This window comes from Tepidiphilus baoligensis (assembly GCF_012911495.1).
Classification (GTDB): domain Bacteria; phylum Pseudomonadota; class Gammaproteobacteria; order Burkholderiales; family Rhodocyclaceae; genus Tepidiphilus; species Tepidiphilus olei.
The window spans coordinates 15,229-36,056 of record NZ_JAAAUB010000015.1 but is presented as its reverse complement, the minus strand read 5'-3'; the positions used below and the strand labels follow the sequence as shown (position 1 = coordinate 36,056).

At 60.6% G+C, this 20,828-nt stretch carries 19 protein-coding genes and 1 tRNA gene; 7 read left to right on the top strand and 13 right to left on the bottom strand.

Annotated features, from left to right (window positions below):
* The first annotated feature begins 227 nt into the window (after positions 1 to 227).
* Positions 228 to 312, top strand: a tRNA-Leu gene (locus tag GV368_RS09420).
* A 272-nt stretch (positions 313 to 584) separates the two neighbouring features.
* Here the strand turns inward: GV368_RS09420 and ehuA are convergent.
* The 9 genes from ehuA to GV368_RS09380 all read right to left on the bottom strand — a co-directional run bounded on the left by ehuA (position 585) and on the right by GV368_RS09380 (position 10,831).
* Positions 585 to 1,364, bottom strand: coding sequence for an ectoine/hydroxyectoine ABC transporter ATP-binding protein EhuA (ehuA, locus tag GV368_RS09415; RefSeq protein ID WP_142805305.1), 780 nt, complete (start codon positions 1,362 to 1,364; stop codon positions 585 to 587).
* A complete protein-coding gene (gene ehuD / locus GV368_RS09410; RefSeq protein ID WP_142805304.1) occupies positions 1,361 to 2,053 on the bottom strand; it encodes an ectoine/hydroxyectoine ABC transporter permease subunit EhuD in 693 nt (230 codons plus the stop codon). Before ehuD ends, ehuA begins: the two co-directional genes overlap by 4 nt.
* A gap of 5 nt (positions 2,054 to 2,058) precedes the next feature.
* Positions 2,059 to 2,730, bottom strand: a complete 672-nt coding sequence (gene ehuC / locus GV368_RS09405) for an ectoine/hydroxyectoine ABC transporter permease subunit EhuC (protein WP_142805303.1) — start codon at positions 2,728 to 2,730, stop codon at positions 2,059 to 2,061.
* Positions 2,731 to 2,873: 143 nt separating this feature from the next.
* Positions 2,874 to 3,146, bottom strand: coding sequence for a type 2 periplasmic-binding domain-containing protein (locus GV368_RS11565; RefSeq protein ID WP_408033899.1), 273 nt, complete (start codon positions 3,144 to 3,146; stop codon positions 2,874 to 2,876).
* The gene (locus tag GV368_RS11560) at positions 3,143 to 3,748 is read right to left on the bottom strand and encodes a transporter substrate-binding domain-containing protein (RefSeq protein WP_206673378.1); all 606 of its coding nucleotides are present in this window, start codon (positions 3,746 to 3,748) and stop codon (positions 3,143 to 3,145) included. The genes GV368_RS11565 and GV368_RS11560 overlap by 4 nt, the downstream gene beginning before the upstream one ends.
* 374 nt (positions 3,749 to 4,122) lie before the next feature.
* Entirely contained in the window at positions 4,123 to 6,720 is a 2,598-nt protein-coding gene (locus GV368_RS09395; protein WP_169116343.1) for a TRAP transporter permease, read from the bottom strand.
* 28 nt (positions 6,721 to 6,748) lie between these two features.
* Positions 6,749 to 7,723, bottom strand: a complete 975-nt coding sequence (locus GV368_RS09390; protein WP_178086765.1) for a TAXI family TRAP transporter solute-binding subunit — start codon at positions 7,721 to 7,723, stop codon at positions 6,749 to 6,751.
* A gap of 110 nt (positions 7,724 to 7,833) precedes the next feature.
* The gene (locus tag GV368_RS09385) at positions 7,834 to 10,032 is read right to left on the bottom strand and encodes an acetate--CoA ligase family protein (RefSeq protein ID WP_206673377.1); all 2,199 of its coding nucleotides are present in this window, start codon (positions 10,030 to 10,032) and stop codon (positions 7,834 to 7,836) included.
* 4 nt (positions 10,033 to 10,036) lie between these two features.
* On the bottom strand, positions 10,037 to 10,831 hold the full coding sequence (locus GV368_RS09380) for an enoyl-CoA hydratase/isomerase family protein (protein WP_142805301.1): 795 nt from the start codon (positions 10,829 to 10,831) through the stop codon (positions 10,037 to 10,039).
* A 352-nt stretch (positions 10,832 to 11,183) separates the two neighbouring features.
* Here GV368_RS09380 and GV368_RS09375 point away from each other — a divergent pair, with 352 nt between their 5' ends.
* The 6 genes from GV368_RS09375 to GV368_RS09350 all read left to right on the top strand — a co-directional run bounded on the left by GV368_RS09375 (position 11,184) and on the right by GV368_RS09350 (position 17,389).
* Complete coding sequence (locus tag GV368_RS09375; RefSeq protein WP_169116342.1) at positions 11,184 to 12,563, top strand: chloride channel protein; 1,380 nt, start codon at positions 11,184 to 11,186, stop codon at positions 12,561 to 12,563.
* A gap of 269 nt (positions 12,564 to 12,832) precedes the next feature.
* Positions 12,833 to 13,396, top strand: a complete 564-nt coding sequence (gene ectA, locus GV368_RS09370; protein ID WP_169116341.1) for a diaminobutyrate acetyltransferase — start codon at positions 12,833 to 12,835, stop codon at positions 13,394 to 13,396.
* Positions 13,393 to 14,703: a diaminobutyrate--2-oxoglutarate transaminase gene (gene ectB / locus GV368_RS09365; RefSeq protein ID WP_142805298.1), complete on the top strand. Its 1,311-nt coding sequence runs from the start codon at positions 13,393 to 13,395 to the stop codon at positions 14,701 to 14,703. The genes ectA and ectB overlap by 4 nt, the downstream gene beginning before the upstream one ends.
* Positions 14,700 to 15,101, top strand: a complete 402-nt coding sequence (locus GV368_RS09360) for an ectoine synthase (RefSeq protein WP_142805297.1) — start codon at positions 14,700 to 14,702, stop codon at positions 15,099 to 15,101. The genes ectB and GV368_RS09360 overlap by 4 nt, the downstream gene beginning before the upstream one ends.
* A 102-nt stretch (positions 15,102 to 15,203) precedes the next feature.
* Positions 15,204 to 16,121, top strand: coding sequence for an ectoine hydroxylase (thpD, locus tag GV368_RS09355; protein WP_169116340.1), 918 nt, complete (start codon positions 15,204 to 15,206; stop codon positions 16,119 to 16,121).
* Positions 16,122 to 16,303: 182 nt separating this feature from the next.
* The gene (locus GV368_RS09350; protein WP_169116339.1) at positions 16,304 to 17,389 is read left to right on the top strand and encodes an alkene reductase; all 1,086 of its coding nucleotides are present in this window, start codon (positions 16,304 to 16,306) and stop codon (positions 17,387 to 17,389) included.
* Positions 17,390 to 17,444: 55 nt separating this feature from the next.
* Here the strand turns inward: GV368_RS09350 and gstA are convergent, their stop codons facing one another.
* The 4 genes from gstA to GV368_RS09330 form a co-directional block, all read right to left on the bottom strand.
* A complete protein-coding gene (gene gstA / locus GV368_RS09345; RefSeq protein WP_169116338.1) occupies positions 17,445 to 18,050 on the bottom strand; it encodes a glutathione transferase GstA in 606 nt (201 codons plus the stop codon).
* 84 nt (positions 18,051 to 18,134) lie between these two features.
* Entirely contained in the window at positions 18,135 to 19,445 is a 1,311-nt protein-coding gene (locus tag GV368_RS09340; protein WP_169116337.1) for an adenylosuccinate synthase, read from the bottom strand.
* Positions 19,446 to 19,463: 18 nt separating this feature from the next.
* Positions 19,464 to 20,618, bottom strand: coding sequence for an ATP phosphoribosyltransferase regulatory subunit (locus GV368_RS09335; protein WP_169116336.1), 1,155 nt, complete (start codon positions 20,616 to 20,618; stop codon positions 19,464 to 19,466).
* 8 nt (positions 20,619 to 20,626) lie between these two features.
* Entirely contained in the window at positions 20,627 to 20,815 is a 189-nt protein-coding gene (locus tag GV368_RS09330; RefSeq protein ID WP_142805292.1) for a DUF2065 domain-containing protein, read from the bottom strand.
* Positions 20,816 to 20,828: the final 13 nt, after the last annotated feature.

Below are 20,828 nucleotides of genomic sequence, written 5' to 3'. Positions count from 1 at the left end.
GCAGAAGAGGGTGACGCCGGCTCCACAGCCGTTGGCGCAGACAGCAAAGCGGCGGGTGATCGCCGCCGACGGGAAGAAGAAGGTGAATCAGCGGGAAGTTGCTGTGGTTTGTTCTTTGACGTTTTGCTCATTGAGAATCGGAAGTCCTTGCATGCGTACGCGGCAGGCGCTCACGCCGACATGGCGTTGACAACACGCGCCGCACGCTTATAATAACGCATCTCGTCGCCCAGATGGCGGAATTGGTAGACGCGCTGGTTTCAGGTACCAGTGCCGCAAGGCGTGGAGGTTCGAGTCCTCTTCTGGGCACCACTGCATTTTTTCTCGGCTGCAGCTGGACGAAACACGGACGCAAGGAAATTTCGCCTTGATCCCCGTCCATGACGATCATTTGAAACCGGTTGTCATCCGTACGTACGTACCACCCCAAGATACCCTCGATTCACTCGCTTCCTCCTCTTCCGACAGAGCTCCATTGCCCATCCTGGGCGCCTCTTTATATCAATCAATCGCCAGGACAACGTATCGCCGTGCAGCGGTGACCGGGGCCTCCCGCATCATCCGGATCACGTGCGAGTGAGCCGTCATTCTTCCGGATGCAATACCGCATGCAGAAATTCGCGCGTCCGCTGTTCCTTGGGCGAGCTGAAAATCTCCTCGGGAGGTCCCTGTTCAAGAATGCGTCCCTGATCGAAAAAACAAACGCGATCGGAAATGCGGCGCGCAAAATCCATCTCGTGCGTCACCAGCAGCATCGTAAGCTCATGCTCCTCGGCCAAGCTACGAATGACTCGTAACACCTCACCCACCAATTCCGGATCAAGTGCCGAGGTTGGCTCATCGAACAACATGATCTTGGGGCGCATGGCCAAGGCACGCGCGATTGCCACGCGCTGCTGCTGTCCGCCCGAGAGCTGCGAGGGAAAAGCCTCGGCCTTGTCGCTCAGGCCCACAAGTTCGAGCAATTCCTCGGCGCGCTGGCGCGCCTCCCGTGGCGACAGACCAAGCACGTAACGGGGTGCTTCGGTGAGGTTGCGCAGCACCGTCATGTGCGGGAACAGATTGAAATGCTGGAAAACCATCCCCATCTTCTGACGCATCTTTCGCAGATGGGCCTCGCTGGCCGGCTCGAGCCCTTTCGCTCCCTGCTCGTGCCACAATGGCTCTCCATCGACATAGACCACCCCTTCGTTGATCCGCTCCAGCGTCATGAGCACACGCAGCACGGTCGACTTGCCCGAGCCGGAAGGGCCGATGATGGTCACTTTCTCGCCGGGATCGACTGTGAAATCGAGGTGATCGAGCACGGTGAGCTCGCCAAAGCGTTTGACGACCCCTTCGAAGCGGATGATAGGCTCGTTCATTTCAACGGAATCCCTCTTTTTGGCAGACGGGTATCGAGCACACGCACCCCCCAAGCAGCAACGAGCGTCAAGAGGAGATAGAGCGCCCCCACCATGGTGAGCGGAATGAGGTAATTGAAGGTGCGATCACCGATGATCTTGGCGACGTTGAGCATTTCGAGCACGGTGACCACGGACAGCACCGGCACGTCTTTCATGATCGAGACGAGATAATTCCCCATTGCCGGCACGATACGCACGACCGCTTGCGGCAGAATCACATGGATGAAGGTGAGCCTTTCGGAAAGGTTGAGTGCCCGGGCCGCCTCTTTCTGCCCTCGCGGCACGGCCTGAATACCCGCTCGATACACTTCCGCCGTATAGGCGCTATATTGCACTCCCAAGGCCAGCGCCCCCGTGAGAAACGCGGGCAACACGATGCCATAATCAGGCAAAACGTAGTAAAGAAAGAAGAGCTGGATGAGCAGCGGCGTATCACGCAAGAATTCGGTGATGAACGCAGCCGGCCAAGCAATGATTTTCAGAGGCACCCCTTTGAGGGACGCCAACAGCAAGCCCAGCCCCAAAGCCACGAAAAATCCCAGCAACGAGGCTTGGATCGTCACGACCATTCCGCGCAGCAAAATTGGCAGGATGGACCAGGCAAACGCCCAAGAAGTGCTCGTATCCCATTCTATTCCGAAGAGCATGGCGCTCATCTCCTCCGATGCCGCCAGCGACCAACGTGGCGCTCGAGCAATCCCATCAACGCAGCCAGCACCAAGGCCATCCCAAAGTACATGAAAAGCACCATGGTATAGATGGTGGTGCTGTCCTGGGTAAGATTACGCAACTGTTCGGCACGAAAAGCCAAATCTCCCAGACTGATGAGTGACACGAGCGCTGTATCCTTGAGATTCTGCACCGCCAAATTACCGAAAGGCGGCATCATCTCCGGTAACGCCTGCGGCAGGGCGATACGCCACAAGGTCTGAGTGCGCGTAAAGTTGAGCGCTTTTGCCGCCTCGTACTGCGTACGTGGCACCGCTTGCACCGCTCCCCGGACGACCTCCGCTCCATAGGCCCCAATGTTCAGCCCCAGGGCCAGCACCCCGACGGTGACCGGATGGAAACGAAGATCGAGGCCAATGAGCTCACCGAGTAGCGGCAGGGCAAAATACAGCCAGAAGAGCTGTACCAGCAGCGACGTACCGCGGAAGACTTCGATATAAGTGACGCTCAGAGCCTTGATCAACGGATTGTGCGACAGCTTTCCCATACCGGCGCCAAAAGCCAGCAAGGTACCCAGGATAGTGGAATACACGGTGAGCTCAATCGTCACCCAGCATCCCTGAAGCAGAGGGTCGATGTAGCGCGTCCATTCCACGTCGATTCTCCCCGAATCAGTGCGCCAGTGCGCCCCAAGATCTCATGGTCCGTACCGATCGCTTCGCTCGCCAGCCTGCTCAGCCGCCAGGATTGCGCCCGGCTCGAGGAGCACGCTCGCTTCCACGCCTCCTCGGAAAGCGATCAGGGCGCGGCGCACAGCTCCTCGGCCGTGTGATCGAACGAATGATCAAGATCATTCTCGCCGAACCCATAGCCGAGCAGGATCTCACGCCACGCTTCCGTCTGCTTGAACTGCGCCAGTTGCTCATTGATGGCGTCTCGCAGTTCCTCGTTACCCTTGGCGAACACGAACCCACCCCAGCTACGCACCGGCTTTCCGTCGATGACCGGATCCTTGAACGCTTTCACGCGCTCCACGGCCTTGCTCTTGTCGGCCAAATTGGCCACGGTCAAGCTGGTAGCAGCGTAGGCGTCGGCACGCCCGGTAACCACCGTGGAAATGGCATCCGCATTGCTGGCGATGGTGACGATACGATTCTCGGGCAGACCGAGCTTTTGGAACATCTCGAGCTGATCTGCTCCGGCCATGATGGCCACCTTGACTCTCGCCTGGCCACGATGTCTTCATAGGAGTACAATTTTTTCGGATTGCCTTTCTTTACCAACAACCCTTCTCCATAAGAACTATTCGGGTTGGAGAAGAGCACCTCCTGACAGCGTTGCGGCAGGATCGCCATCTCAGCGGCGACCATATCGAAGCGACCTGCTTTGAGCCCGGGAATGAGCGAACTGAACGCCGTACCCACCCACTCGATCTGCTCGATCCCCAGTTGTTCCACCAACACTTTGGCCACGTCGGGACCGGCCCCTTTGGCCTGGCCATCGATGTCGATGTATCCATAAGGAATTTCATTGGCCACGGCGATGCGGATTACCCCACGCGCCTTGATCTCTTCGAGCGAAGCCGCGTGGGCATCGTACATGAACAATGACAACAGGGAAAAACAGAAGACGAGCAGAACGCGAAAAATGCCTTTTGAATTCAATTCCATCATCAACCCACCCGACTTCAAAGGGAATGTTTTATCATTGTAATTCATATCCCATTGAAAATCAATGGACAAAATACATTTTTATGTCAGATCAATATTTGATATATATTGAACATGATATTTTCAATGGAGATTCATCGGATGACAAAAAAACCACTTCGAGGTCAAAGGGAAGGCGAGGTACATGGAAGGCATAATGGCAGACGTGACAGGGAAATGGGCGAGCACCCCCTGCACATCGGCGCCGTGCGTGCGCGCATTCGCTTATTCGGCGAGGTTGCCCCATGGATGGGTGAGGACCATAGCCGGCCCCCAGCCTTCATCAAACCGCGTAGCAGGACGATCGAAGCGTTGAACAATACCCGGCTAGCCCTGCCTCACCGACTCGGCCTTGAGCGCCGCCTTTGCCACCCTATCAGGGCGAGCATCACGGCCCACGCCGGCAAGTAGAGCCATTCCTTGGCCGGACGATCAGGATTGGGCAATTCCACGTGGGAAATGGACAAGCCCGGCTCCAAACCGAATTTCGCTGCCACGGAGCCGAACGTCACGCCGACGATCTGCCATTGATCCCCCAGAGACATCACCCGAATGCCGACCGAGCGCAAGCGCTCGTGGGCATTCTCGCTTGGCGCTCCCAAGGGAAGGATCACCCCTCGGCGCACTTCGACTCCTTCCAGATTCACTCCCTCCACGAACAGTCGCAGCGAGGCGCCTTCGGGAAGAGAGGTCACCACCCGTTCGAGCTCGACGGCGGGCACTTCGGTATAGGGCGGCACGAGGCGATCCATCCAGAACCCTGGGCGCAACAGGGTAAAAGCCACCAACAAGAGCAAACCCGCTTCCCACCATCGATTGCGCGCAAAAAACCACCCTTGCATGGCCGCGACGAATGCCATCATCGCCGTCACCCCTGCGGCCACCGTCAGCACCAACGCGGTCCAACTCTCCACGCCAATCAAAAGGAGCTGGGTGTTGAAGAGAAACATGAACGGCAAAATGGCCGTGCGGATGGAATAGACGAACGCCTGCACCCCGACGGCGATCGGATCGGTGCGAGCGATCCCAGCCGCGGCGTAAGAAGCCAGACCCACGGGCGGAGTCACGTCGGCCATCAATCCGAAATAGAAGACGAACATATGTACGGCGATGAGCGGCACCACGAGGCCATTCTGCCCCCCCACCTCCACCACCACCGGCGCCATGAGCGTCGAGACCACGATGTAATTGGCCGTGGTGGGCAGGCCCATGCCCAAAATCATACAGATGAGAGCCACCAACAACAGCAGCAGCAACAAATTGCCGCCGGCGAGCATCTCGATCACCTCGGTGAGCACCAGACCAATGCCGGTGAGGGTGACCGTCCCCACGATGATCCCGGCCGATGCCGTAGCGATGGCGATCGGCACCATGTTGCGCGCCCCGCCCACCATGGCCGCCCACAAATCGCGCACCCCTTCGGCGAGGGACGCACCATAGCCTCCTTCCGCACGGAAGAAGGCATAGAGCGGACGCTGTGTCAGAAGGATGAAGATGAGGTAAGTGAGCGCCCAGAAAGCGGCCAACCCCGGAGAAAGGCGCTCCACCATGAGATTCCAGATCAGCACCGCCACCGGCAAGAGGTAATGCAGGCCGGCCGGAATCGTCTTTCGCGCTTCGGGCAACTCGGTGATTTCCGCCTTGGGATCGTCGAACGGAAGCGGCGGCATACGCGCAGCCAGACGAACCAGCGCGAGATAGAGGAAAAACATCAATACCGAGATGAGGAAAAACGAGCCCTGGGGCCACAGCGCCTTGATCCACCCCAGCCCCCACACGACCACACCCGCCAAGACCACGATTCCAGCGAACGCCATGACGGCACGCAGCAGCCGTTGCTGCCAAGGCGTCAAGGTGCGCGCCGGCAATCCCTCGATACCATGGCGAACGGCCTCCAGATGCACCAGATAAAACAAACCGAGGTAGGACAATACCGCCGGCAAGAAAGCGTGCTTGAGCACTTCGATGTACGGTATGCCCACATACTCGGTCATCAGAAAGGCCGCCGCACCCATCACGGGGGGCATGATCTGCCCATCCACCGAGGCAGCCACCTCCACGGCCGCAGCCTTCTTGGGCGGGTAGCCTACGCGTTTCATCAATGGGATGGTAAAGGTTCCGGTGGTGACGACGTTGGCGATGGACGAACCGGAAATGATGCCGGTGGAAGCCGAAGCCACCACCGCCGCCTTGGCCGGCCCCCCGCGGAAACGGCCAAGCAACGAAATGGCCGAAGCGATGAAATATCCTCCAGCCCCCGCCGTCTCCAGCATGGCGCCGAAGAGAACGAACAGAAAAATGAAACTAGTCGACACCCCCAAGGCCACACCGAACACCCCTTCGGTGGTGAGCCAGAAGTGACTCATGCCCTTGGCGAGCGAAGCCCCCCGATGCGCGATTGCATCGGGCATATAGGGACCGAGGAAGACATAGCCGAGGAAAACGAGCGCAAGCAGCGTCAAGGGCCAACCCAGTGAGCGACGTGCCGCTTCGAGCAGCAAGGCCAGCCCGACCACGGCAGCCGTCATGTCCATCGGCGAGGGCAAACCCGGGCGGGTAGATAATTCACGATAAAAGAACGCGATGTAGCCGGCACAGGCCATACCGGCCAGCGCCAATCCCCAGTCGAAGAGTGGAACGTGATCGCGGGGTGATCGCTTCAAGGCCGGATAGGCCAGAAAAGCCAGCGCGATGGCAAAGGCGAGATGGATGGACCGGGCCTCGGTGTCATTGAAGATGCCGACGTCGAGTAAAAACGGCAAAGGGGAGGCGTACCACAACTGAAACAGCGACCAGGCGAGCGCCAGCAGCGTGAGCACCCCCCCCTGCCAACCCGCCGGCTGCCGCCGCCCCGTATCGGCCTCGGCGACGAGCTCGCGCAGCGCCTCGTCGGGCAGACCCGGCTCATCCAGAGGCTGCCGTCGCCCCTCTTTCATCCCCGATCGCCTCGTCGATGCCCCGGGATCAGAGCCAGCCTTTTTCGCGGTAGTACTTCAACGCACCAGGATGAAGCGGCGCCGACAGGCCGTCCTTGACCATGTGCCCCGGCTCCAGATGACCGAAAGCCGGATGGAGTTTCTTGAACTCCTCGAAGTTCTCGAATACCGTCTTCACCAGCGTATAAACCACTTCATCAGGCACTTTGGCCGAAGTCACGAGCGTGGCAAGCACGCCGTACGTGGGCACTGGCTCAGGGTGATTGGGATACAGACCAGCGGGAATTTCGACCTTCGCATAATAGGGCGCCTCGGCCACGAGCTTGTCGACCGCCGGGCCCGTGACATTCGCGAGTTTGGCATTACACGTGGCGAGGGGATCCTGGATGTTGGCGCTCGGATGCCCAACGACGAAGAAGAAGGCATCGATCTTGTTGTCACACAACGCCGGACCATGCTCATCGGGTTTGAGCTCCGAGACGAGGGAAAAATCGGAATACTTCCATCCCAATGCCTGGAGCAACACGTCGACCGTAGCGCGCTGTCCCGACCCCGGGTTACCGATATTGACGCGTTTACCCTTGATGGCTTCCAACCCTTTCTTTGCATCGATTTCGGGACGAACCACCAGCGTGAGCGGCTCGGGGTGCAGAGAGAACACTGCCCTCAGGTCCTGGAAAGGTCCGGCGTCCTTGAACGAGCTACTGCCATGATAAGCGTGATACTGCCAATCGGACTGTACTACCCCGAAATCGAGCTCACCCGTCCGGATGGTGTTGACGTTATAGACCGATCCCCCCGTGCTTTCGACCGAGCAACGGTATCCATGCTGAGCCCGGTCCTTGTTCATCAAGCGGCAAATAGCCCCGCCGGCGGCATAGTACACCCCCGTGACCCCACCGGTACCGATGGTGACGAATTTTTGCTGCGCCACGACCGGAGGCGCACTCAAGCTTGCCAACCCCAGCGCCAGGATGGCGCCCATCGTTTTGATACCTTTCATGGCGTACTCCTCCTGTGATGAATTTGCGTTTTTTCGAGTCTAGTGCGTAGAAGCGCATGGCGCCAGTTCGGGAAAACCCGCACCGGAGCGTATTTCGACTGCCTATCCCCCTACTCTTCTCCTTCGAGCGGCAGTACGTTCGGGTTGAGCAAGAAGCGAGCATCTGCGATCGCATAGCCTTGCTCATGCACGATCACGGGGTTGAGGTCGAGCTCCGAGATTTCGGGGTACGCCCGCACGAAATCGGCCACCTGGAGCAGCAAATCGACCACGCGCGCCTCATCGACACGCGGCAGTCCACGGACGCCGTGCAGCAATTTGTTCCCACGTAGCTGCCGCAGCATGGATTCGGCGTCGTCACGCGTCATGGGAACGGCACGGAAAGCTACGTCATTGAGCACCTCGACGAAGATCCCGCCCAAGCCGAACATCATCACCGGGCCAAAGACGGGATCGCGCACCATCCCGATGATCACCTCCACCCCTTTGGGCGCCATGGGCATGGCGAGAACCCCATGGAGGTCCGCCTTGGGCGCGTACGCCCGGCACGACGCGAGGATGCTCTCGTACGATTCGACGATGGCCTCCCGCCCCCGCACGTCCAGCCGAACGCCACCGGCATCGCTTTTGTGCAGGATGTCGCGAGAGACGATCTTGAGGGCGAGCGGGCGGTCCCCGAAACGTTCGAGTACCTGCTCGACGTGCTCGGGCGCGCGCATGAGCACCGACTCTCCGGCGGCGATGCCATGCGCGGCCAGAGCCACTTTGGCTTCGTGCTCATAAGGATTGCGCCCCTCCTGGGCCGCGCGCAAGAAGACTTCTCTCACACAGGGCTGGGGTGACACGTGTCGCGCATCCGGTTCGGAGCAACGGCGCAAATGATGGCCACGCTCGGCCAGGGCCTGCAACACCCGAACGGAATGCTCGATCGAGGCATATACCGGCAACCCCGCCTCGCGTAGGCGCCGCACCGCCGGGGGTTTGATGGGCGCATAGAGGCTATGCACCACCAAGGGTTTGTCGTGTTTCTTCCGCCATTCAGCGAAGGTTTCGGCACAGCGCATCTCATTACCCATGAGCTGCTCGCCGAATCTAATGGCATAACCTCCGAACATGCCGACCAGCAGGAGTGCATCGACGTTGTCATCCTGGGCGAGGATGGAGAGACACTCCGCAAGAATGGCAGGATTGTCGTCGGAGGCACCCGCCACGTCGATCGGATTGCGCAGGGAGGCCTGGGGGGGAAGAATGGACGCAAGCCGCCTTACCGTCCCTTCTTCGAGCGGGGCCAGCGACAGACCGGCTTCGACCAGACGGTCGACGGCGATCGTAGCCTGCCCCCCACCGTCGGAGAGCACCGCCACGCGCGACCCAGGCGCTGCATTCCAGGCCGCCAACCCCTCGGCCACCGGCAGCATCTCGTCCGATTGCTGCACCAGGCACACGCCGGCTTGACGCAATAGATCCACCGTCATCGAATAGCTTCCCGCCAGCGCCCCGGTATGCGAGCGCGCCGCTACCTTGCCGGCTTCGGTTGCGCCAGACTTATAGACCACGACCGGTTTGTGGCGCGACACGGCGCGCGCGATCTCGAGAAAGCGCTGCCCTGAGCGGAACCCCTCGACGTACATCGTCACGACCCGCGTGTGGGATTCTCGACCCAGAAAACGCAAGTAATCGTTGAAACCCAGATCGGTCTGGTTTCCTGGGCCGACGTAGATGGAAAATCCCAATTCCCCGTGGTATTGGGCCTCGAGCACGAGCGAGAGCAACATGTTGCCCGACTGCGAAATGAAAGCGACATGTCCTGGACGCACCCCCCGCAAACCCAGCAAGTCGAGTCCGATGGTCAGGTTAAACATGCCGGAGGTATTGGGACCGATCACGCGCACACCATGCTTCTGCGCTGCCGTCAGCAAAGCCTCTTCGAGACGCTCACCATCCGGACCGCTTTCACGAAAGCCTCCGGCGATGACCACCACCCCTTTGATGCCCTTGCGGCCACATTCTTCCACCAAGCCGGGAACGGTGGCGGCCGGGGTGCAAATCACCGCCAGATCGACCTCACCGGGAAGTTCTTCGACATTGCGGTAACAGCGCCGTCCGAGGATCATCTCCTCGCGCGGATGAATGGGATAGATGGCGCCACGATAGCCTGCCTCGATCAACCCCTGCACGGCTTTGTAGCCCCGTTTCCCTGCGACGGCGGACGCCCCTACCACGGCCACTGCCCGAGGGAAGAACAGAGGCTCGAGCGGGTCGGAAGAAGCGTCGCTGCACACGACGGACGGCATCTCAGGCTGATTCATCGGCTCATCTCCCGCGGAACCTGGGTGGGCGCTTCTCGGCAAATGCCACCACGCCTTCACGCCAATCTTCGGTGGTCGCCACGAACGTCATTCCTTCCAACTCGGCGGCAAGGGCTGCTTCCAGCGAATTTCCCGCGGCGAGCAGCAGGGTGCGCTTGGCGAGTTCCATGGAAATGGGCGCCTTCTCGGCCAGGGCGCGTGCATAGAGCCGGGCGGATTCGAGAAAACCCTCGTCGTCGAACGCACGGTTGGCCAACCCGATGCGTTCGGCTTGCTCACCATCGAGGCGTTCGCCAAAAAACAGCAATTCACGCGCTCGCGCCAATCCGACCAGCCGCGGCAACAACCACGTGACCCCTCCGCCGAGGAAGTTGCCGATCGACAACTCCGGAAAACCCAGTTTGGCACTTTTGCTCATCAGCAGGAAATCGGCTGCCAGTGCCATTTCGGCTCCTGCTCCGAGCGCATAGCCATGCACTGCCGCCACCACCGGTTTCGACAGGTGCAGGATACGCCGGCATACCTCCTGTTCTCCCTCGAGGTAACGGCGACGCTGGTAAGGTGTTCGCTGACCACTGCCGTGCGCTTTGAGGTCGGCTCCCACGCAGAAAGCCCGGCCCTCGCCACGTAGCAGCACCACCCTGACCGTTTCGTCCTCTTCGGCCCGGAGCAATGCTTTGTGCATGGCAGCATAGACGGCTTCATTGACTGCGTTGAGCCGATGCGGGCGATTGAACGCGATTTCAGCCAAACCCTCATGCACCGCATACCGCAGCGGCTCTCCTTCTTCATCGCTCATGGACGGCGCCTCACTCGCCTCTACCATCGCTATCTCCCTCGACGATTCAAACGGTTTTCCTGTGCGGCACCACGAATGAGCGACTGCACGGCTGCATCGCGGCTCGCTCCGGCGCATGGATGCCCGCACATCGAGGGGGGGGCATGTCGCCTCCTAGGCGCNCGTGCGCCTTGCGCTTCATCCCGCTCGCTCATTTCTTCAGCGTCCCCCTGACCTGCAATCGCTCGCGGAAGTTTTTCGCACGCCCATAGGACGGAACACGCCGTGATCCCGCCTCCCTCGGCGAGGTTCATGATAGAGCCAAAGACACGTCTTTCGCAAGCTCGGGCTCATTTTGCACTAAAATTCCTTTATGCCTGAAAACGACAAGCCCTCGTCCACATCGACCCGTCGTTCGCAGCGACTGCAACGGCTGACGGTCTCTTTGAGGCGCTGGGAAGAAGAGCTCCCCATGGTGTTTGCCGCCTGCCTGGTGGGGCTGCTCTCCGTGGGTTTTGCCAAAGCGGCGGAATGGGCCATCGAATTCCATGCCGCCTTGCTCAATGGCCGTCCCTGGATAGGGCTTCTCCTCTCTCCTCTGGGTTTCGCCGCCATCGCCTGGATCACCCTGCGATTCTTTCCCTCGGCCACCGGCAGCGGCATTCCGCAAGCGATCGCCGCCAGCCTGAGCACCGACGGCAGGCTGAGGCGCTCGCTCCTGTCGATTCCGATCGCCCTGGGTAAAATTCTCCTGACCACCCTGGGCCTACTCTGCGGCGCCTCGATCGGGCGCGAAGGGCCAACAGTACAAGTCGCCTCGTCGGTGATGTACGCCCTTGCTGGCAAACGCAAGCGACGGCGGCTCGCTTCCAGCCATGCGCTGATCGTCGCCGGCGGGGGCGCCGGCGTGGCCGCCGCCTTCAACACCCCACTGGGGGGCATTCTCTTCGCCATCGAAGAGATGTCCCATCGCCGCGCTTTCCAGGCAAACGGAACCTTATTGACGGCCGTCATCTTCTCCGGAATCGTCTCGCTGCTACTGCTCGGCAACTATACCTATTTCGGACGTACCGATTTGGCCATGGGCATGGCCGATGGCTGGAAAGTGGTGCTCGCGATGGGCATCGCCTGTGGCCTCATGGGCAGCCTCTATGCGCGCGCGCTGATCGCTTTGTCGCACCACGGCCTGCCTGGACGCGCCGGCCAATGGGCCAAACGACACCCGATCTACCTGGCTGCAGCCTGCGGCCTAGGTACCGCCGTATTGGGTTGGGTCACCGGCGGAGACATTTACGGCACCGGTTACCAGCAAGTCAAGTCGGCCCTGGAAGGCGAAGGCATGCTTCCATGGTACTTTTTCCTCGCCAAGATGGCCGCCATCACCCTGGCATTCGTCAGCCGCATACCGGGCGGCGTATTCGCACCAGCGCTGGCCGTTGGCGCCGGCCTAGGCTCGCTCGTCGCCATGGGCTTCCCAGGATTGGCACCCAACGTCTTCCTCGTGCTCGGCATGGTGGGCTTTCTGTCCGCCCTGACGCAAACCCCCATCACGGCCTTCGTGATCGTGATGGAAATGACGGCAAACCATGAAGTGCTGTTACCTCTCATGGCGACGTCTCTGATCGCCTTCGCCCTCTCCCGCACCCTCATCCGCACTCCCCTCTATCACGCCTTGGCACGTGACACCCTACGCTCGGCAAGCGAGCGCCTCAAGCAGCAAAAGCTCGTCCACCAAGACACACTCGGCAACTGAAGGGCGCATCGTTTTCATCGTACGGGCACAGCGGCCCGAGGCAAGAATCGCCCGAAACCGAAGAAGATACCCATATCGATTGCAAAGAATGCGCCGTCGAAGGATGGGAGCCCCACCAAAACCCTCACAAAAAAATGGTTGACCTCTCCCTCGTCGCGTGATAGGGTAAAAATACAAAAAACACAATAGAATTTATTCGTCACTCTACTCCTTGAATTTCATGGACATTTCCATGAAATACATTATCATATAATTACATTATCATTATTATGAATGATTTATATTTTTTAGCCCAAAACCCGTCCCTCAATACGATCACATTCCGTGAGCCCCGGCCGGAAGACGGGCCGCGCGTCACGCGCCTCATTGCCCGGTGCCCACCGCTCGACCCCAACTCGGCCTATTGCAACCTGCTCCAGTGTACGCACTTCGCCGATACCTGCATCCTGGCCGAGCGTCCGAACGAGGACGATTTGCTGGGCTGGATCTCCGGGTATCGTATCCCGAATACGCCAGACAAGCTCTTCATCTGGCAAGTGGCGGTGACTGAAACGGCCCGGGGTCAGGGGCTCGCCAGCAGCCTGCTCGAACGCTTGCTCGCCCGGCCCGGGCTCGACGACGTGCGCTTTATCGTCACCACCATCACTCCCGACAATGATGCTTCCTGGGCATTCTTTCGCGGATTCGCCGCCCGCCATGGCCATTCGATCGTCGAGCGGCCGCTATTCGAGAAAGAACGCCATTTCGCCGGCCGACACGAGACCGAATGGGAACTGACGATTGGTCCCCTGTCTGCCGTCCATTCCACTCCTTCCGGAGGAAATACGCCATGAGCAGACCCGAACCTTCCCATACACTACCCGATCGTTCGATTTACCTGCGCCGCGAATCCAAGGTGCGAAGTTACTGCCGCACCATGCCCCGACAGTTCGTCAAAGCCAGGGGACCTTGGATGTACGACGATCAGGGAGGGCGCTATCTCGACTTCTTGAGTGGATGCTCGACGCTCAACTACGGTCACAACCATCCCGTACTCAAACAAGCGCTCATCGAGCACATCCAAAACGATGGCATCGCCCATGGTCTCGATCTGCACACCCAGGCCAAGGCAGAATTCCTGCACACGTTCGATGAACTCATCCTCGAGCCTCGCGGACTCGATTATGTGGCAATGTTCCCCGGCCCCACGGGCACCAATGCCGTGGAAGCCGCCCTGAAGCTCGCCCGCAAGGTGACCGGGCGCAACCTCGTGATCGCTTTCACCAACGGATTCCACGGCATGACTTTGGGCTCGCTTGCCTGTACCGGCAACGCGGCCAAACGTCAGGGCGCCGGAGTGCCGCTCGACAACGTCGTGCATGAGCCTTACGACGGCTATCATGGCCAAGGCATCGATACGGCCGAGCTACTCGAACGTCGCCTCACCGACGGCTCGAGCGGTCTCGACGCCCCGGCCGCGATCCTCGTGGAAACGGTGCAAGGCGAGGGCGGGCTCAATGTCGCCTCGGCCGCATGGTTGCGCAAGATCGCCGCCCTGGCCAAGCGTCATGGGGCCCTGCTCATCATCGACGACATCCAGGCCGGATGCGGTCGCACCGGTGGCTTCTTCAGCTTCGAAGAAGCTGGAATCGAACCCGACATCGTTACCCTGGCCAAGTCGCTCTCGGGTCTGGGATTGCCCTTTGCGCTCACGCTCTTCCGACGCGAGCTCGACATCTGGAATCCGGGCGAGCACAACGGAACCTTCCGGGGTAACAACCATGCCTTCGTCACGGCCACCGCCGCCTTGCGCCATTTCTGGAGTGATGGCGAGTTCGCCGGGGAAGTATCGCGGCGCGGCGAATATCTGGCCGAGCGACTCGAACGCATGGCCGAAGCACACGGACTCGAAACCCGCGGCCGCGGCATGATGCGCGGCATCGTCCTGCCCAATGGTGAACTTGCAGCCAAGGTCACCGCTGCCTGCTTCGACCGGGGGCTCATCATCGAGACGAGCGGAGCCGACGATGAAGTCGTCAAAGTGCTCGCCCCGCTGAACATCGACGACGAGATATTCGCCAAAGGCTTGGACATCGTCGAAGAATGCGTAGCCAATGTCATGAGTGAGTACGTCGAAGCATCGCTGGAGGTAACCAAATGATCGTGCGTTCGGTCGACGAGCTGCGTGATGGTGAGCGTCACGTCAAATCCAAAGGCTGGGACAGCATCCGTTTGCTGCTGAAGAAAGACGGCATGGGGTTTTCCTATCACGTCACTCGCCTCTACTCGGGAGAGACGCTGGAATTCCACTACCGCAACCACCTCGAAGCCGTCTTGGTGATCGAAGGCACCGGCACCATCGAAGATCTGGGTACGGGTCAAATCCACGTGCTTCGCCCAGGGGTCATGTACGCCCTCAATGAGCACGATCGGCACATCATACGCCCGACCACGGACATCGTCTGTGTGTGCGCCTTCAATCCTCCGGTCACCGGCGCGGAAGTACATGACGAGACCGGCGCCTACCCGACCGAGCACGAATACGCTCGATCCCAATAGCGCGCCGCTGCATCGCCCCCTCCCTCGTCGGCACCCCTCGCTTCGTCGAGGAGGGGTGCCATCGTTGCTTTTGCTTTGCACATCATCCAGAAAGGAGGCTGTATGGAAGATCTCTATCCCTCTCGTCGCAGCCATGAGGCCATGATGAGCCCCATAAAGGACCCCGTGCTCTATCGCCCTTGGACGCCGGAAGCCCCTCTCACGGCCGGCCAAGCCTCCCGTTTCGAGCGCGAAGGGTTCCTCGTCCTCGACGGACTTTTCACCGACGAAGAAGTGCGCCTTTTGCAAGAAGAAGCCGCGCGGCTCCGCACCCAGGCGCAAGTCCTCGACCCCGAGACGCTCATCACCGAACCCAACAGCAGCGAGGTGCGTTCCATCTTCGCCATCCATCAACAGGCCCCAGTGATGCAGCGCCTGGCAAGTGACCGGCGGCTGGTCGGAATTGCCGAGTTTCTACTCGACGATCGGGTCTATATCCACCAATCACGCCTCAATTACAAGCCGGGATTTCGAGGCAAAGAATTCTATTGGCATAGCGATTTCGAGACCTGGCACGTGGAAGATGGCATGCCGCGAATGCGCGCCGTCTCGATTTCGGTCCTACTCACGGAAAACGACGCGATCAACGGGGCGCTAATGCTCATCCCGGGGTCACACACCACCTACATCTCCTGCGTAGGCGAGACGCCCGCGGAGCACTACCTCCACTCCCTGAAAAAGCAAGAATACGGCGTGCCAGACGATGTGAGCCTAGCGACCCTCGTCGACCAGCAGGGAATCGTCGTTGCCGAGGGAAAACCTGGGACGGTGTTGGTATTTCACTGCAACGTCATGCACGGCTCGAACGGCAACATCACACCACAGCCGCGCTCCAACGCCTTTTTCGTATACAACGCCCTCTCAAACCGATTACAGGCTCCTTTCGGTCCGGAAAAACCTCGCCCCTGGTTTCTCGGAACCCGCGAGCCCCAACCGATCACGCCCCAAACCGGCCTGTTGACCGAGGCCGTGAAACGCTAGCGCTCTGGACGGAAAATCGCCTCGATCGGGGCAACCACGGGGAACCCGGATCACAGCGGAAAGGTGCAACGACCTGCTCGAACGACGCCGTTGATCCCATTGCGAACCGAAGCCATTGGTTTTTTTCCTTGGCCGATCTATAGTGATTGGGCTCACACAACAACCACGGAAAGGATCGATCGATGACCGAGAAGCGCGATCTCTTCACCTCCATCGCTCTGGGCCCTTACACCCTGCCCAACCGGATCGCCATGGCGCCGATGACGCGTAATCGGGCCAGTGCCCACGGCGTTCCCACAGACATGATGGTACGCTATTACGCTCAGCGCGCCAGCGCCGGTCTCATCATCAGTGAGGGCGTGGTGATCTCCCCAGAAGGATTCGCTTACCCCAACACTCCCGGCATCTTCACGCCGGCTCAAATCCAAGGTTGGAAAGCCGTCACCGAAGCGGTGCATGCCCGTGGTGGACGCATCTTTGCCCAATTGTGGCACTGCGGCCGAGTGGCACATCCCGAGGTCAATGGGGGATTGGAACCGATCGGCCCTTCCGCGATCGCTGCCCGCGGCGAGACCTATACGCCGAGCGGCAACAAACCCTTCGTCACCCCGCGCGCCATGAGCCTGCAAGACATCGCGGAAACCATCGAACATTACGCTCAGGCCGCGCGCAATGCCAAGGCGGCGGGTTTCGACGGCGTGGAGATCCACGGTGCCAACGGGTACCTCATCGACCAGTTCCTGCGCGACGGCAGCAACCGTCGCACCGACGCCTACGGCGGCTCCATCGCCAACCGTGCCCGATTTCTCCTGGAAGTGACCGAGGCCGTGCTCGGCGTATGGGATCGTGGCTGCGTGGGGGTGCGCCTCTCGCCCCTACAACCGTTCAACGACATGCGCGACTCCAACCCCGAGGCAACTTTCTCTTACGCCGTCAAAGCCCTGGGCGATTTCAATCTCGGCTATCTGCACATCACCGAAATGGGCAAAGAATCCCCTGGAGTCGCTGGCCCTGCCTTCGACCTGCGCACGCTGCGCCCCTTGTGGCCCACCGTCTACATGACGAACGGGGGCTACACCTTCGAGACGGCCAACGCGGCGATCGCTCGCGGCGAGGCCGACATGATCTCGTTCGGGCAGCTTTTCATCGCCAACCCCGATCTGGTCGAGCGATTCCGTCACGGCGCGGCGCTCAACACGCCCGATCCTTCCACTTTCTATACGGGGGGCGAGAAAGGCTACCTCGACTATCCCGTGCTCTATCCCTGAAATACGGAAAAAGCCGCCTTTTGGCGGCTTTTCTATGCGGGCAAACACCGACGCCTTACCGCTTGAGCCCTTCGGCTTCGATTGCCGCCTGTACCGCTGGACGTTGGGTCATTTTATCGGCGAAACGGGCAAGTGCCGGAAACGCCGCGAGATCGATTTTCGCAAAAGACGTCCAACGCGAACAAACATAGAGATAGACGTCGGCCACCGAGAATTCTTCCCCGAGAAGCCAGGTCCGCTGAGCGAGCTGGCCGTCCACCCATTGCAGGCGTTTGAGCAGGTTCTCCTTCGCCACCGCCTTCCATTCTTGCGGGCAGTTCGGCTTGAAGAGCGGCGAGAATCCTTTGTGAATCTCGGTAGCGATGAAGTTGAGCCATTCCACCAACCGCACCAGCCCCATCCCCTCTTTGGGGCCGAGCGGCGTACGTGCCAGATTCTGCACGATATAGATGAGAATCGCCGGGCCTTCGGTGAGGATCGTCCCATCGTCGAGCTGCAGCGCCGGCACGTAGCCCTTGGAATTGATCGCCAGATAATCGCCCCCATCGGCGAGTTTCTTCGTGGCGAGATCCACCCGCACCAGCTCGGGCTCGACGCCGGCTTCCCGAAGGGCGATGTGGGGCGACAGCGAACAGGCGCCGGGCGAGAAATACAGTTTCATCGGGTTCCTCCTTTTTCGTGGTTCGTATGATTGAAAGCCCCTCACGGAGCTTTCTCACTGTAGCACATCCGGAGAAAAACGGTTTCAGGCGCCGAAAGGATGACGGCGCAGGATGGTCTCGTCGCGCTCGGGGCCAGTCGAGATCACGTCGATCGGAATCTCGCAAAATTCCTCGATGCGGTGCAGGTAGGCACGGGCCTCGTAGGGAAGATCCTCCCAACGGCGCGCCCCGAAGGTGCTCTCGCGCCAGCCTGGCAAGGTCTCGTAGACGGGAACACAACGGGCGACCTCGTCGGCTCCCATCGGCAACAATTCGCGCCGTTCACCCTCGAGTTCATAACCGATGCACAGCTTCAGCTCCTCGAGGCCGTCGAGCACGTCGAGCTTGGTGATACACAGACCGGAGACGCCATTGATGATGATGGAACGCTTGAGCGCGGCCAGGTCCAGCCAGCCGCAGCGCCGCTTGCGACCGGTGACGGTGCCGAACTCCCGCCCTTTGGTCGACATCTGCCAGCCCGGGGTGCCCTCGGTGTCGATGTCCAATTCCGTGGGGAAAGGCCCCCCGCCCACCCGAGTGCAATACGCCTTGGTGATGCCGAGCACGTAGTGCAGTCGCCCCGGCCCCAGCCCGGCGCCGGCGGCGGCTTGACCGGCGACACAGTTGCTGGAGGTGACGAAGGGATAGGTGCCGTGATCGATGTCGAGTAGCGTCCCCTGCGCCCCTTCGAAGAGCAGATTGCCGCCCGCCTTGTTGATCTCGTAGAGTCGGGCGGAGACGTCGGTCACCAAGGGCAACATTTCTTTCGCATCGGCGAGCGCTTGTTCATAGATCGGCTCGAACTCGAGCGGCTCGGCGTGGAAAGCCTGGGTGAGCACGAAATTGACCCAGGCGAGGTTGCTCTCGAGCTTGGCGCGAAATTGCTCGGGACGGAAGAGATCGTAGAGGCGGATCGCACGACGGGCCACTTTGTCCTCGTAAGCCGGGCCGATGCCCTTGCCCGTGGTACCGATCTTGTCGCCGGCGCTACGCGCCGCCTCGCGCGCCCGGTCGAGCGCGACGTGATAGGGCAGGATCAAAGGGCAACCGGGGCTCACGCGCAGGCGCGAGCGCACTTCGATCCCGCCAGCCTCCAACGTCCGAATCTCAGCAAGGAGGTGATGCACGTCGAGCACCACCCCGTTGCCGATGAAGCAGGCCACCCCTTCGCGCACGATGCCGGAGGGCACGAGGTTTAGCTTGTATTCACGCTCCCCCACCACCAAAGTGTGCCCCGCGTTGTGCCCACCCTGGAAGCGCACCACGCCCTGAGCGTTGTCGGTGAGCCAGTCGACGATCTTGCCCTTACCTTCGTCGCCCCACTGCGTCCCGACGACGACCACGTTCTTAGCCATCAGCCCTTCCTTTTACGATCACAACGGTTCCACGACCCACTGTCCGGCGCGCCGCACGAGGCACCGGTCGCAGCCGGCTTCGCGCCATTCTTCGAGCGGATGCCCCGGCAATTCCCGCACCACTGCCTGCCCTGCCTCACGCAACTGGGCCACTACTGCCTCCAACGCCTCATCGTCCACCGCAGGCGCGAGGATGGCGCCCGGCAAGGGGGCGAGCGGCAGACGGGCGATGAGTTCGCGCAAATCGATCGAAAATCCCGTTGCCGGCCGAGCCCGTCCGAAAGCCGCACCGAGTCCGTCGTAACGCCCGCCCAAGGCGAGCGCCGAAGGGTGGTTGGCGCCGTAGGCAGCGAACATCACGCCGGTGTGATAGTGATAGCCACGAAGATCCGCCAGATCGAACCCCAGGGGCAAATCGGCGAGCGCTTCGGCGAGCGCCTCGAGCTCTTCGAGTGCCCGCACCACTGCCGGCAGCGGCGCGAGCCGAGACCGTGCCAGAGAGAGCACCTCGATCCCGCCGTAGAGCCCAGGCAGGGCGCACAGTGAAACAGCACGCGCCTCATCGATCTCGGCGCCGGTCGTGGCGAGGAAGTTCTCGATTCCCGCAGAATCTTTCGCCTGGAGCAGTTCGAAGAGCGCCTCTGCCCGCTCGTGATCCATGCCCTCGGTGAGGGCGCGAAAGAGCCCCATGTGCCCGACGTCGATACGCACCGCCGGTAGACGTGCCCGTTCGAGGGCAGTCGCCAGCAGGCGAATGATCTCGATATCGGCTTCCACACCGCCATGACCATAGAGCTCGGCACCGAGCTGCAGCGGCTCGCGCGTGGCGGTGAGCGAGGCGGGCAGAGTGTGCAGCACCGGGCCACAGTAACACAGACGGGTGACGCCCCGACGATTCAACAGATGCGCATCGATCCGTGCCACCTGAGGCGTAATGTCGGCACGCACCCCCATGGTTTGGCCGCTCAACTGGTCGGTGAGCCCGAACGTACGCAGCCTCAGGTCTTCCTCTCCGCCGACGATGAGCGAAGAGAGGAATTCGATGAGCGGAGGAGCGACGAGCTGGTAGCCATGAAGACGGAAGAGATCGAGCAGATCGCGTCGTAAGCGCTCGAGGTGCTCCGCCGCCGGGGGCAGCTCGTCACGGAGATAGTCGGGCAAAACCCAACGCATGGATGGCCTCACAGGATGACGTCATTGACGATGAGCAACCCCAGGACGATGGCCGCGGCACCGAACCAGCGTAAGCGCTCGGAAGGCACCTCTGCCAGACGCTTCAGGGCTTGCTGCCAGGCATGCGGTGCGAGGAAAGGCATCAAGCCCTCGAAAACGAGCATCAGACCCAAGGCTTTCCAGAAGATTTCGGACATGCTCTGGACGGCA